The 13,225-nt window shown below is 45.7% G+C and carries 13 protein-coding genes; 9 read left to right on the plus strand and 4 right to left on the minus strand.

Going from position 1 to position 13,225, the window contains the following annotated elements; translation table 11 throughout:
• Positions 1-148: 148 nt before the first annotated feature.
• A complete protein-coding gene (locus tag HRU80_01580) occupies positions 149-1,438 on the plus strand; it encodes an ATP-binding protein (GenBank protein ID QOJ27624.1) in 1,290 nt (429 codons plus the stop codon).
• Position 1,439: 1 nt separating this feature from the next.
• Positions 1,440-2,117 (plus strand): RloB domain-containing protein, encoded by a 678-nt coding sequence (locus HRU80_01585; protein QOJ27625.1) that lies wholly within the window; start codon positions 1,440-1,442, stop codon positions 2,115-2,117.
• 341 nt (positions 2,118-2,458) lie between these two features.
• Here the strand turns inward: HRU80_01585 and kynU are convergent, their stop codons facing one another.
• Together kynU and HRU80_01595 are read right to left on the minus strand one after the other, a co-directional pair.
• On the minus strand, positions 2,459-3,733 hold the full coding sequence (gene kynU / locus HRU80_01590) for a kynureninase (protein ID QOJ27626.1): 1,275 nt from the start codon (positions 3,731-3,733) through the stop codon (positions 2,459-2,461).
• On the minus strand, positions 3,730-4,413 hold the full coding sequence (locus HRU80_01595; GenBank protein ID QOJ30424.1) for an SGNH/GDSL hydrolase family protein: 684 nt from the start codon (positions 4,411-4,413) through the stop codon (positions 3,730-3,732). Before HRU80_01595 ends, kynU begins: the two co-directional genes overlap by 4 nt.
• 158 nt (positions 4,414-4,571) lie before the next feature.
• Here HRU80_01595 and HRU80_01600 point away from each other — a divergent pair, with 158 nt between their 5' ends.
• The 5 genes from HRU80_01600 to HRU80_01620 all read left to right on the plus strand — a co-directional run bounded on the left by HRU80_01600 (position 4,572) and on the right by HRU80_01620 (position 7,838).
• Positions 4,572-5,624 (plus strand): hypothetical protein, encoded by a 1,053-nt coding sequence (locus tag HRU80_01600; protein QOJ27627.1) that lies wholly within the window; start codon positions 4,572-4,574, stop codon positions 5,622-5,624.
• 89 nt (positions 5,625-5,713) lie between these two features.
• On the plus strand, positions 5,714-6,445 hold the full coding sequence (locus HRU80_01605; protein QOJ27628.1) for an MgtC/SapB family protein: 732 nt from the start codon (positions 5,714-5,716) through the stop codon (positions 6,443-6,445).
• Positions 6,432-6,854 carry an META domain-containing protein gene (locus HRU80_01610; protein QOJ27629.1) on the plus strand — a complete coding sequence of 141 codons (423 nt, stop codon included), beginning with the start codon at positions 6,432-6,434 and terminating at the stop codon, positions 6,852-6,854. Before HRU80_01605 ends, HRU80_01610 begins: the two co-directional genes overlap by 14 nt.
• Positions 6,855-6,887: 33 nt before the next feature.
• A complete protein-coding gene (locus HRU80_01615) occupies positions 6,888-7,310 on the plus strand; it encodes a DUF3293 domain-containing protein (protein ID QOJ27630.1) in 423 nt (140 codons plus the stop codon).
• Between the two features lie 9 nt (positions 7,311-7,319).
• On the plus strand, positions 7,320-7,838 hold the full coding sequence (locus HRU80_01620; protein QOJ27631.1) for an LOG family protein: 519 nt from the start codon (positions 7,320-7,322) through the stop codon (positions 7,836-7,838).
• A gap of 229 nt (positions 7,839-8,067) precedes the next feature.
• On the opposite strand, the gene HRU80_01625 is transcribed toward HRU80_01620, so the two are convergent.
• Together HRU80_01625 and HRU80_01630 are read right to left on the minus strand one after the other, a co-directional pair.
• Positions 8,068-8,550, minus strand: coding sequence for a DUF4920 domain-containing protein (locus HRU80_01625; GenBank protein QOJ27632.1), 483 nt, complete (start codon positions 8,548-8,550; stop codon positions 8,068-8,070).
• A gap of 42 nt (positions 8,551-8,592) precedes the next feature.
• Positions 8,593-8,790: a hypothetical protein gene (locus HRU80_01630; GenBank protein QOJ27633.1), complete on the minus strand. Its 198-nt coding sequence runs from the start codon at positions 8,788-8,790 to the stop codon at positions 8,593-8,595.
• Positions 8,791-8,826: 36 nt separating this feature from the next.
• Here HRU80_01630 and HRU80_01635 point away from each other — a divergent pair, with 36 nt between their 5' ends.
• Together HRU80_01635 and HRU80_01640 are read left to right on the plus strand one after the other, a co-directional pair.
• Positions 8,827-11,289: a sigma 54-interacting transcriptional regulator gene (locus HRU80_01635; GenBank protein ID QOJ27634.1), complete on the plus strand. Its 2,463-nt coding sequence runs from the start codon at positions 8,827-8,829 to the stop codon at positions 11,287-11,289.
• The gene (locus tag HRU80_01640) at positions 11,264-13,225 is read left to right on the plus strand and encodes a T9SS type A sorting domain-containing protein (protein QOJ27635.1); all 1,962 of its coding nucleotides are present in this window, start codon (positions 11,264-11,266) and stop codon (positions 13,223-13,225) included. The genes HRU80_01635 and HRU80_01640 overlap by 26 nt, the downstream gene beginning before the upstream one ends.

The raw sequence follows: 13,225 nt of genomic DNA on the forward strand, positions 1-13,225 counted from the left end.
AATTTACTTGCCTTTTTTGAAAAAAAACATTATTTTTTGCCATGAATGTGAAAAAATCACATTAACAATCGTTAAATAAAGGCCTTTTGTGTTAATTCGATATACTATTGAGAATTTTTTGAGCTTTGGGGAGAAATGCTCTTTTTCAATGATTCCCGGACTGATTCGTTCGCATCCGTCCCATAAAACCAATTTTCCGAACAGAAATGAAATAGACATCCTCAAATTGGGGATTATTTATGGAGCGAATGCCTCAGGGAAATCAAATCTTATTAAGTCCTTGCGTTTCCTGCAACAACTTGTATTGGAGGGCACCAAACCAGAGCAGAGTATTAATCTGACTCCACATAAATTACATGCTGATTACATCAAAAAGCCCTCTCGTTTTGAGGTGGAATTTAGAAAGAACAGTAAAAACTATGCATACGGTGTAATTTTAAACTCAACGGGAATTATTGAAGAATGGTTGTATGAAATCAATAAAACTTCCGATATACCCATTTTCGAGAGAATAAAAACTGAAGATGATCTGTTTGAAACACATTTCAAGAGCATCAAATTTAAATCAAATAAAGAAAAGGAGTTTCTTAATTTTATAGCCCGGGGAACAAGAAGCAATCAATTGTTTTTAACTGAATGTTTTCAAAGAAATGTAAGCAAAAATGTTCAGGGCATTAAACCGATAACCGATGCAATATCATGGTTTAATAATAGTTTAACAATCATTTTTCCTTCGACAAAGTTTGGAGGACTTCTCTTTGAATTGGAAAGTAACGAAGATTTCAGATCAGCACTTCAAAAATATCTGAAGAATTTTGACACGGGAATAGATGGCATAGAATTAATGGAAGTGGATTTTTATTCGCTCAAGGATTTTCCTGGTGAATTAAAAAAAGAAATCGCAACTGAATTAAAACCCGGCTCACGAAGTCTGATTTCGAATCCTGAAAGACAAACCTATTCTTTAACAAAGAACAAGGATGGTACGGTTAATGCTAACAAGGTTATTATAAAACACAAAATAAGTAATTCAAATGAATCTATTCATTTTGAACTATCTGAAGAGTCAGACGGCACTCAGCGCCTGATTGATTTAATTCCCGCTTTAATTGATGTTTCAAAATCTGAAAGGGTATTCATCGTTGATGAGTTAGACAGAAGTCTTCACCCCAATCTATCGAGAAATTTTTTAGGGCTGTTCCTTGAATTATCAAAAGGGCTCGAGTCTCAGTTAATTGTAACAACACATGATGCCAACCTGCTTGACCTTAAATATTTCAGAAAAGATGAAATCTGGTTTGTTGAAAAAAGCACAGCCAATCAATCCAAGCTATTTTCATTAAATGACTTTAACATCAGATTTGATAAAAGAATTAGAAATGATTACTTGCTGGGAAGATTTGGCGCAACCCCTCATATCAAGCATGCAATAAAATAATATGGGGAGAGAGCGTGTAGAATACAAACGAACAGGCTTTAAGCGTGAGTATAAAAAGCTCTTTATTATTGCGACCGAAGGAGAAAAAACTGAAAAGGTTTATTTTTCCAATCTCTTTGATAGTGAACTCGTAAATTCAAATTCGTATTATATCGAAATTCTTCCGGCATCTGATGGCAAAAGCAGCCCAAGAAATGTAATAAAGCGTTTAGACAAGTTTAAGGAAGAATACAAATTATATCAGGAGGATGAACTCTGGATGTTAATTGATCGTGATTCCTGGGATGCAAAACAACTAAATGAAATTGCCAGGGAGTGTAGTCAAAAAAGCTATAATTTGGCAGTAAGCACACCTTGTTTTGAGTTATGGTTATTGCTTCACAAAAAAGATGTTTCAATGCTTTCCCGGGACGAAAAGCAAAAACTACTCGATAATAAAAAGGTGAATAAGAACAGGACTTACATTGAGACACAGATTATTGAGGAATTTGGAACATATAATAAATCAATGCCAAATTGTTCATTGTTCTTACCACATATTAATACTGCGGTTTCTAATTCAATCAAACTTATAACAAATCCAAAAGCAAGGTGGTCGGAGGAACTTAGCACCTATGTTTATAAATTGGTAGTTAAGCTCCTGAAAATACCAACTTCGGAAATTAACAGAACAATCTGAAATAGTTTCTAAAGTTCTTCCCATTTAAGGTGAATAGTACAGATTACGACATGACCCCATAAAATCATTATCGCTGTTGGGACAAACCGCGAGTTGTTCTATCCTATAAATTGTTTGCTCCAGCCTGCATTCATCAGGACAGGTCACGACCTGTCCCTACGGATTTGATATTCTTCTTTGCGTCTTGGCGCGAAATTTTTAGAGACGAATGTGTTTAAAGCTTTACGTTAAAATTCTTTTTCTGCAAGTTTAACCGGAACTCTTCGGCCACTGGGTTCTACTTAGAATCTTCCGGATATTATTCGGAAGGAATTAACGTACATTCAATATGTGTAAATGCTTTATGTTACCGCATCCTTCTGAAAAGGAATTTGTTCATAAAGCCGTTCCGAGATAATCTTTACCAGATTCTCGACTGTTACTACAAGTTCTTCATGCGTATTATAAAGCGGACTGATGCCAAAGCGGATGTTATCAGGCTCTCTGAAGTCAGGAATAATAACCTCCCCGCCCAGTCCCTGAATAAGCGCTTTGCAGATTCTGTAGCCTTCCGGATGACGAAGCGAAATATGGGAGCCCCGTTCATTTTCATTTTGCGGAAAACCGGCTGAAAAACCGAGCGGATACAGATACTTTTCACTGAGCGAAACCAGGAAGCCGCAAAGCGCTTTACTCTGTTTTCGTATCTGATTAATGCCCGCCCTGCTGATCATTTCAAGCGAAATCTCAAGCGGTATCAGAGAGAGCACCGGCGGAGTTCCGGTCATAAATTTGCGGATCCCCTGAGCCGGTTTATAAGAAAGCGAGAATGCAAAAGGATCAGCATGTCCGAACCATCCCTGAATGGGGGGCTCAAGTTCCGGCAGCAAATCTTGGCGTATATACAGGTACCCCGGCGCGCCGGGTCCTCCGTTCAGATATTTATAGGTGCACCCCACCGCCATGTGGGCGCCGCTCTCATTAAGACGGCATGGTACCGCGCCCGCGGCATGGCTCAGATCCCAGATAACAAGAGCTCCCTTGCTGCGTGCATACTCATTTACTCTTTTCATATCATACATGAATGCACTCTTAAACGCGACGAGTGATAAAACAACAAGAGCCGTATCTTCAGTTATCAGTTCAAAAAGATCATCATAGGATACCGAAATTCCGTCCCTGCTCCCGGCTATCCGGAGCGAATGATGTCCGCCGTGATTTCTCACCAGCCCTTCAAGGATATATATATCCGAAGGAAAGTTAAGGGAATCGGTAACAATAGTGCTTCTCCCTGATTTCATCCGCAGCGCGGCATCTGCAAGTTTATAGAGGTTTAATGACACCGTCCCCGTTATCAGTACCTCACCGGCTTCTGCGTCTATAACCGGAGCCAATTGAGCGGAAAGTTTTTCGGGCATGGTGTACCACCCCTCATTCCAGCCGCGTATAAGCCGTTCCCCCCATTCCCCTTTTACCGCGCGCTCCATTCTGCTGATGGTTTTAAGGGGAAGGCGTCCAAGCGAGTTGCCGTCCAGATAGATACATTCAGGAGTTCCATGAAAAAATTCTGCTCTGAATTCTTTCAGCGCGGAGTTACCGTCAAGTTCCCTGGCTTCAGTCTTTTCCGGTAAACTCATTGCAGTCTGGCCGCTATCTGCACAACCGCGGGCATCATACGCTCAACCCAGAGTGCATACATTGCACCCGATGGATGAAGTTTATCCCCCGCGAGCAGTGAGGGAACCTCCGCTGCCGCACGGCTGATATCCGTTATATAAAAATACGGGCAGCCGGCCTTTGTTGAAAGCTCCGCCTTGATTCTGTTATATATATCAATTTCCGCTGCAATACGCTCCCTGTTTCTTCCCGCGGCAAAGGGAGTAACGCCCCAGTCCGGTATTGAAACAATCAGCACACGGTCCGGTGAGCCGGCAAGTATCACCGCTCTTCTGATAAGCATTTCCAGTTCGCTGCGGTAAAGCGTGGTATCATATCCCCGGTATTGGTTGTTCACCCCGATCAGCAGAGTGACCAGGTCATACCGTTCTTTAAGCTCTGAGCGGTCCATCCCCGCGCTGAGATCGCCGGTAGTCCATCCGGTTACAGCTATAATCTGAGGCGGCGCCGGCGTGAAACCTCTCGCCCTTAGTGAATCAGCAAGCTGCTCAGGCCACCGTTCGGATGAGGCAACCCCTTCCCCTATTGTATATGAATCACCAAGCGCGAGAATGCTAATTTCCCTTTTTTCAGTCACGCGTGTTCCTTCCGGTTCTCCCGGTTTTGAACAGCCCTGAAGCCCGGCTGCTATATATATCATAATCAGTAAAACTTTCATCTGCCTTCTGTTGTTTTTCTGGTAAAACCATCTTTTCTGCCAAACCGTTCACAGAGAACATTTCTTTCATTTTTCCCAATATAGTCATTTCACCGTTTAAGAGACTTGCCTTGTGAGCAAAAGTTTATCATTTTGAGTTTATGAAAGAAAAAATATTGCAGCACCGCGCCTGGTATTTTATTCCGGGCATTTTGTTTCTGGTTTCCGGAATTTCAAAACTCTTTCCCATTCACTCTTTTGAACTGCTGATGGTTAATCAGGGACTTAGCACCTGGGAACTGGTTCCCTGGATGTCGCGCCTGATTATCCTTGCCGAACTTATCCTTGGTGCCGGATTCTTCATCGGCGGATATTACCGGAAATTTTATCTCCCCGTTTCATTTTTGATGCTGACAGGATTCAATATCCATCTTGTTTACAGCATTGTTACGGCAACCGGCGGAAGCAACTGCGGATGCTTTGGTGAGCTGATTCCCATGACACCGCTCGAGGCACTGATAAAAAATATCCTGCTGATGGCGCTGCTGGTATATCTCTGGTTCAGAAAGCAGGAGAAGAGCCGGCCGCTTCACTTTCATATAATTCCCCCGGTTCTGCTGGCCATAATGCTTTTTCTCCTCCTTCCGGTCACCCGGTACCAGAAGCCTGAACTCACAAAAAACATCGTTACGGAACCGGCGGAAAAGCCCGACCGGCCTCTTGATCCGGTGGTTGAAGCTGAAAAAACTCCTGATAAATACGCCCTTGAAACAGCTCCCCCGGAGGAAGTCACTCCATCAAAACCGGAACGGGCTGCTGACGATCTTCCGAAGAAGACCTCCGTTTTTGCAAAGTATAAAAACTTTAATGCCCATGGCACCACAGACCTTGATTCCGGAGCGAAACTGGTTGCTCTCTTCAGCCTTGACTGCGACCATTGCATGGAAACAGCCAAAACCTATCTGACTCTTAAGAATCAGGGAACAAAACTTCCGCCGGTTTTTATCCTCTTCTTCGGTGAGGAGTGGCAGGTTGCCCCTTTCTTTGAATATGCAGGAGGTGAGCTCCCCTGGTCAATCATTCCGGTTGAGGAGTTCTTTCCGATGCTCACAGCAAGCCCGCCCAGAATCGTCTTTATGAAGAACGGAAATATCATTAAAGACTGGGACAGCTCCGTTAACTTCAAGGATGAGTTCCTTAATCTGAAGTGGTAAAAGCAATCGGGTAAGGGTTTACTTCCGGTATCCTTCCCCGCGGACCCCGCAATAAATCTTTTGGAAATTAGCGGGATTTTATCTAAATCATGGTGAATAAAATTCAGATTACTATGGAATTCACCGAGTATTTTACCAACATCATGGCCGCCCTTATTTTCGGATCTCTCATCGGGCTTGAACGTCAGTTTCAGTTAAAGGAAGCAGGGCTGCGCACCAATGCGCTTGTTGCTCTTGGTTCCTCCATGTTTATTTCAATGACATTTTTATTTCCCGGCAATCCTGATGTCACGCGAATAGCGGCACAGATTGTTACCGGTATTGGTTTTCTTGGCGCGGGTATTATGTTTAAGGAAGGCGCAACCGTTAAAGGCCTTAACACTGCTGCCACCGTCTGGTGCACCGCGGCAATCGGCTCACTTGCAGGTGCGGGATTTATCCGCCATGCAGCAGCAGCAACCGGTCTGATTATCATCACGCATATTATTCTTCGCCCCCTTGCAAACAAAATAAAAGGAACACACGGTAAAGAGACCGGCGTGGGGTATCAGTATTTCATCAACACCCATTGCGTTAAAGCCCAGGAGATGTCCGTGCGCACCTTCCTGCTCCGCGCTGTGGTTGATCAGGATATACTGCTTCAGTCAATCGAAACCAAAAAAACTCCTGATCCCGGCACCATGGAAGTAAATGCAGTTGTGTATCTGCGTCACCGCAATGATGATGAGATTGAAAAACTGCTCGCAAAAATGATGATTGAGCCGGGTGTGGTCAGCGTGAAGTGGACTTCAGAGGAGATAGGGCAGAATGATGATATTTAGCAAATCCGGCGCGGCATTGCTGCTTCTTGCCGCGGCAGTATATATCACCGGCTGTATCTCATCCAGGCAAAACGAAACCCCCGTTCCTTTCGGAGGAAAATGGCTCCTGATAGAAATGAAAGAACGGGCGGAAATTCCGCAGGGTACCTTCCTCTTTGTAAATACAGAAAGCTCCTCATTTCAGCTGTCGGCGGGATGCAACTCCTTTAACGGAGGATATCAGACCGAAGGAGAAAAAATAACCTTTGAACCGCCGGCCGGCACAAAAAAATTCTGCGGAGAGCTTACGGAGTTTGAATCATTGTATGTGCGTCTGCTTACCAGCGCGGCCGAAGCCCAGATTAAACGGAACGTACTGCAGCTTTATCTGAACGGCGAACTGGTTCTTGCTTTCAGGAAAGATGATTAACGGATTAACCCGGCAGGAAAGGAATCAGTCCGCGTGACAGAAGAAAGAAAAAAATGGGAGGATATATACCGGGCCACTGATTACGTCTGCCCCGAAGCGGGCATCACCCTGATTCCGGGAGAGCCCTGCGCAATCCTCGGACAGCTCACCTCCGGCTTTGACGAAAAAGGGTATGCTTTTATTACCGCCTGGAATCCGGGTTCGGAGCCCGTTTCATCAGCACAAAACCGGAAGCAAAATTCTCTTCTTGAAGAAAGAATCACGCAGGGGCGGTATATATACTTTGAGGGAAAAGGCATTCCGCGTGAAGAAGGATGGGAGCCGGAAGACAGCTATCTGATACTCGGCATTAAAAAAAATGAAGCTCTGGCACTGGGAAAAGAGTTCGGTCAGAGAGCAATTCTCTGCGGCTATGGCAGCGGAAAAACCGAGCTGCTCTTTATCGAAGATTTTTGAGGAAAACACATGAGGTACATAACACTTTTTGGCAGCTCCCTTCCTTCCGAAGGGGATGAACAGTACACCATCGCTTATGAAACAGGACGGAGGATTGCTGAAGCGGGATTTGGAGTCTGTTCCGGCGGCAACAAAGGCATCATGGAAGCAGCCTCCCGCGGGGCTGTTGAGGCTGGAGGTGAAGCATTGGGTATAACAGTTTCAGCTTTTCCGAATTCAAACCCATATCTCACATCAAAGATTGAGTGCCCCTCCCTTTTTGAACGCATTACCAGACTTATAGAATATGGCGATGCATATATCATTCTGCAGGGGGGAACCGGCACCCTGCTTGAGCTTTCAGCCGTGTGGGAACTGATTAATAAAGGCCTCCTTCCGAGAAAACCCGCGGCGGCACATTCCCCTCTCTGGAGCAATATCATCCCCCTGATGGAAGAACAGATAATCCGCGAAGGCAGGTTAACAGGATTGGTCAGAACATTTGATGATCACCGCGCAATGACGGAATATATACTCGGTGAATTATGAAGTATGAAGTATGAATTATGAATTTCCGGGGTATCGTATTCTGCGATAGCTTCTTCCTCTGCGTTAATCTGCGAAATCTGCGGGAAAATTCTTCCTCTGCGTTAATCTGCTTTAAACTTCTGCCTCTGCTATACTCTGCAAAACAACCTGCTTACTCTGCATGTAATATCCCTAAAACAAAAAACCCCGGCTCTTTGGGAACCGGGGTTTTATCATAAATAATACGTTCTTATTTCAAATCAGCAATTTCAGCGCCGATACCTTTTATCTGATAGATAACCATCGGACCGGTAACGGTTGAAGGATCAAAATCTTTTCCTGCATCTTCAGCGAGGTGCTGCATATATTCAATTGCGGATTCATGGTCAAGGTCAATCTTATAGACAAGCCCTTCAACCAAAGCTTTTTTTCCTGCTGCTTCCATCGGGAAAACAATTTCACCGTCTTTTACTTTAATTTTAATTTTGCCGTCTTTGTCGCTTTTTAATTCCATCCAGCATCCGGCAGCTGAGCAGACATCAATTACTTCCCCTTCAACAAGAACTTTTTTTCCGACAAATGACTCAGGGTCAGCCAGAATATCAGAAATTTTTGTTTTTTCGGTCATGGTAATCTGTTCGCCGAATTTCTTGCTGTCTCCGGTTAAATTGCACGCGGTGGTAAAGGTGAAGGTGAGAATAAGAAAAGTAAAAAGAGAAAAAAGTGTTTTCATTGGTATTTCCTGAATTTTAGACTGGAAATATACCCAAATCCCCTAATATGGACAATGCCGGCAGCCGGAATTGCAGCATGCACCCCTCCGCCGGTGAAACAGCTCGGTGAAAACGCTGAATCCGGTTACCGGATCCTTATAGGTAATCTCCCCCTGCTCAACCGCCTCCCGGTGCAGCCGTTCTATTTCCTGCTGCCGGGTGTCCTGTTTCTTTTGTTGATCGCTGTTGTTCTTATCCATATCCTGAGGAAAAATAACTGATTTTTATAGTAAATTGTGAAAGTAATTTATAAAGAGATTCCGGAATTCTTCAGAGTGACGAATAATTTTTCTTCTGCCGGCAGTACTTCACTGCGGATTATTCCTGCTGTTATTATTACACTCTTTGTCCTTCTTTTCAGAACTTCATTTGAGCCGTCCGACCTCACTCTTTCCTCTTCCTTAACACCCGGCTTTATGAAAAATGTTCCCGATACCAATATCGTGGTCATAACCATCACCGGAACGGATATTGACGGACTCGGGGGATTTCCCCTCAAGCGCAGCTATTATGCACTCCTGACCCGCACCCTCAAGAAATATGAGGTGAAAACCATAGGATTTGAGCTGCTTTTCGCCCGGTCAGCCACAGAGACTGATTACTATGACCAGCTTTTTCAGCAGGAGATAACTGCCGCGGGGAATGTTGTTCTATCAGCTTTTGCCCCTGACAGCCGGATAAGCGGCGGAAAGGTTACCGCGGATTCACTCATCCTGCCGGCTTTTAAAGCAGCAGCTTCCGGACATCTGAATTACCAACAGGAACCCACCGCCTCCATTCCCGTGAATCTGATTTCAGGCAATATCCTTATCCCTTCTTTTTCCTCAGCTGTTACCGGAGCTGCGGACAAGGATGATATGCTGCAGGTAAATTTCTTCAATACGTTTTCCTCGTTCCGGCGGCTTTCATTGCTGGAGTTTTTCCGCCTTGATACCTCAAACCCCGACTCTCTTTCTTTTCTGAAAGACAAGATTATCCTGACCGGTGTTACCGATGAAAAGTTCACCGCTAAGATTCACTCCTGGCAGGAAGGGGATGTGCCGGGACTGGCGCTTCACGCATTCGCCGCCGACAATCTGCTGAACAGCAGGGCTCTGAACGGAAGTATATATATACCTCTGCTTATTCTCGCGGGCATTCTCTTCCCCGGCATCTGGTTCCTGAGCATGAACAGGAGTCTCCGCGTCCGGCTGGCCGTTCTCTTCGGTTCTGCCGCCATTCTTGCGGCCCTCTTTGTGATTCTGGCCTCATCCGTATATATTGTTCCCCTCACGGCATTAGTTATATATACCGTTACAGCGGCCGGAGGAGAACTGATTATCTCCCTGTTCCGCGAGAAGGAATCGGCCCGCGCGTCTTTGGGCGAGCTTGAAAGTCTGCGCCTGCTCCTTGACCGCAAAACCCGCCAGCTTGAGCAGCTTGAGGCCGGTTCTTCAGAAAAGCAGGATACCGGCAGCCATGAACTTATCGCTTCTCTTAAATCGGAAATCGAAAAACTCCGCTCTTCGGTCAGGGATGAAGAAATAGCCGAACCCGGCTCCGCGGATCAGCAGTATATATCATTTGAAGGAATGGTCTTCCGCTCCCAGGCGATGAAGCAGACGGTGAACCTGATTAAGAAATTCGCGCCGTCGGATGAAACGGTGCTGATTATCGGGGAAAGCGGAACGGGAAAAGAACTCACCGCAAAAGCACTGCATACTCTTTCCGCCCGAAGTTCGAAACCCTTTTTGGCGGTCAACTGCGGCGCGTTATCAGAATCCCTTCTGGAAAGTGAACTCTTCGGCCATGTGAAAGGGGCCTTCACCGGAGCCGCGGCTGATAAGCCGGGCAGGTTTGAAACAGCCGACCAGGGTACCATATTTCTTGATGAGATAGGCGAGATATCAGAAAATTTTCAGGTGAAACTTCTCCGTGTGCTTCAGGAAGGAACTCTTGAGCGGGTCGGCTCTTCAAAAACAATTAAAGTTGATGTCCGCGTAATAGCCGCCACCAATAAAAATCTTGAGCGGGCCGTTAAAGAAGGAAAATTCAGACAGGATTTGTATTACCGCCTGAACATCCTCCGGATAAATCTTCCGCCGCTGCGCGAAAGGAAGGAAGATATATATCCGCTGGTGCAGAACTTCATAGCGCAGTCAGGGCAGGAACTGAAGATCTCCGTTGCCGCCTCGGAAGCGCTTCAGGCAGGCGAATGGCACGGCAATGTGCGGGAGCTGGAATCCGTCATCAAACGCGCGCTGGTATTTGCCCGCGGAGAAAAGAAATCAGTAATTACTCTAGCTGATCTTCCGCCTGAATTAACAAAAAACTTTTCCCTAAGCTATGAGGAAATTGTTCTGCAGTCTCTGCGTGAAAAAGGATTCGGCCATTCATCATTCACGGAAACAGCAAAAGAACTGGGCACCGGCAGAACACTTATCAACGAACATTTCCGCGGAGTGGTCCTCAGAACGCTCTCAGAACAGCAGTATGATATTGGTAAAACAGCTTCTCTTGTTGCTGATACCCCGGATCAGGCAGTGATAGAAAAAGTCCGTGATAAAATTGATACTATTCTGGAAAACATCCGGCAGGATGCAGCCCCTCTGAAGGGTATGCACCTCTCGGAAGTTAAATCTAAGCTCAGCGCTAAATACCGGAATCTCCCGAAAAAATTCCATGAGTATCTGGATGAAACTGTTCAGCGGTATATATAGCGCCGGGCTGATACTTCTCCTGCTGCTGAGCCCCACTCTCTCCGCGCAGACACTCTCTGTAGGAGCGGGCGATATTCACTGCTTTAAATTACACCCCTCGCCTCCGGCCTCTGTGCCGCAGGGTGACCCTAATATTGACGCGGTCTATTACGCTATTAATATGGATATTGATTATCCCGCAAGAAGAATAACCGGTTCAACCAGTATCGGCTTTAAGGCGCTTGTTCCGGGACTTCAGGAGATATATATTAATCTGACGAATACTCTGGCGTGTGACTCTGTTATCTGGCAGAATACCTCGCTTCCTTTTACTCATAGTTCGGATAAAGTCAGTTTCACTCTTCCCTCACCCCTTTCCCTGAACGAACGGACTGATGTTACCATCTACTATGACGGCGTACCTTCTTCAACCGGATTCGGCAGTTTCACTTTCGGCAGTATGTATAATCATCCCTCAGTCTGGTCACTCAGCGAACCCTACGGCTCATCGGACTGGTGGGCTAATAAAAATTCCGTGGATGATAAGGCAGACTCGGCAGATATCATAATCATCTGCGATACATCCTTTACCGCGGTTTCAAACGGCCTGCTTATTTCAAAAACCATAACCGGCTCAAAAGCACGCTGGCACTGGAGCACACGCTACCCCATCGCTAATTATCTTATCTCTGTGGCTATCTCTAATTACTCTCTCTATCAGAACTGGTTCAGATATACTGCAAACGATTCACTCCCCATTGTTCACTATCTTGTCCCTGAGATCATTAATGACCTGATACCCCAGCTTGACAAAACCGTTGAGATGATGAAACTTTTCACCGGACTGTTTGGCGAGTACCCGTTCATCAGGGAGAAATATGGCCATGCACAGTTCGGCAGGGGCGGAGGCATGGAGCATCAGACCATCTCATCCATGGCGCGGTTTGATGACGGCATAATCGCCCACGAACTCGCGCATCAGTGGTATGGCGATAAAGTCACCAACCGGACCTGGCAGGATATCTGGCTGCATGAGGGTTTTGCCACCTACTCGGAAGGTCTCTGGTATGAATATCTAAACAAAGAATGGCTTAAGGAGTATATGTCTCTCAGGGCAGTGCCCGCCCGTGCGGCAGAAGGGACTATTCTTGTTCAGGATGTGCAGAATGTGTTTTCCATATTCGACTTCAACCGCACCTATGCAAAAGCATCATGGGTAGTTCACATGCTGCGCACTATCACCGGTGACAGCGCATTCTTTCAGATAATCAGAGAGTTCCACAATGCACCGGGACTGGCATACGGAAACGCATCCACTTCCGATCTTGAACAAATCGCCACTCGTATATACGGCTCATCACTTGCGTATTTCTTTGATCAATGGATAACCAAACCCGGCTACCCGAAATATCTTGTTACCTATAACACTTCCCGTCTGATGACCGGAGGATCTAAAACGAGCATCACCATAGACCAGACAGCCAATACCGCAGGCGTGGTATTCCGCATGCCGCTCGATATAACCCTCAGCACTGCCTTGGGAGATACAACCCTTACGATTGATAACAACACCGCCATCCAGAGCACAGATATTATAACTCCTGCAGAACCCTTTCTTGTTCAGATAGATCCTGAAGAGAAAATCCTGAAAGAAGTAAACATCACACGCCGCTACCCGGATGAACTCTTGCGTGACGGAATTCAGCTTTACAAGCCGTGGCCAAATCCGGCATCGGATAACATCAGCATCGGGTTTGAACTGATACAGACAAAGAAAATAACCGCGCGGATTTATTCACTGACGGGTGAACTGATCGCTGAATTAGCCAATGAAGAGCTCCCCGCCGGAGTATATACCTATCCGCTTACAGCCCGTACTATTTCGTCAGGAATATATATTATCCAGCTTTCCGCTGACGATAAGCAGTACCGCCAGAAAATAGCAATTATCAGATAA

The sequence above is a fragment of the Ignavibacteriales bacterium genome, from assembly GCA_015709675.1.
In the GTDB taxonomy this organism is placed as follows: domain Bacteria; phylum Bacteroidota; class Ignavibacteria; order Ignavibacteriales; family Ignavibacteriaceae; genus H2-BAC3.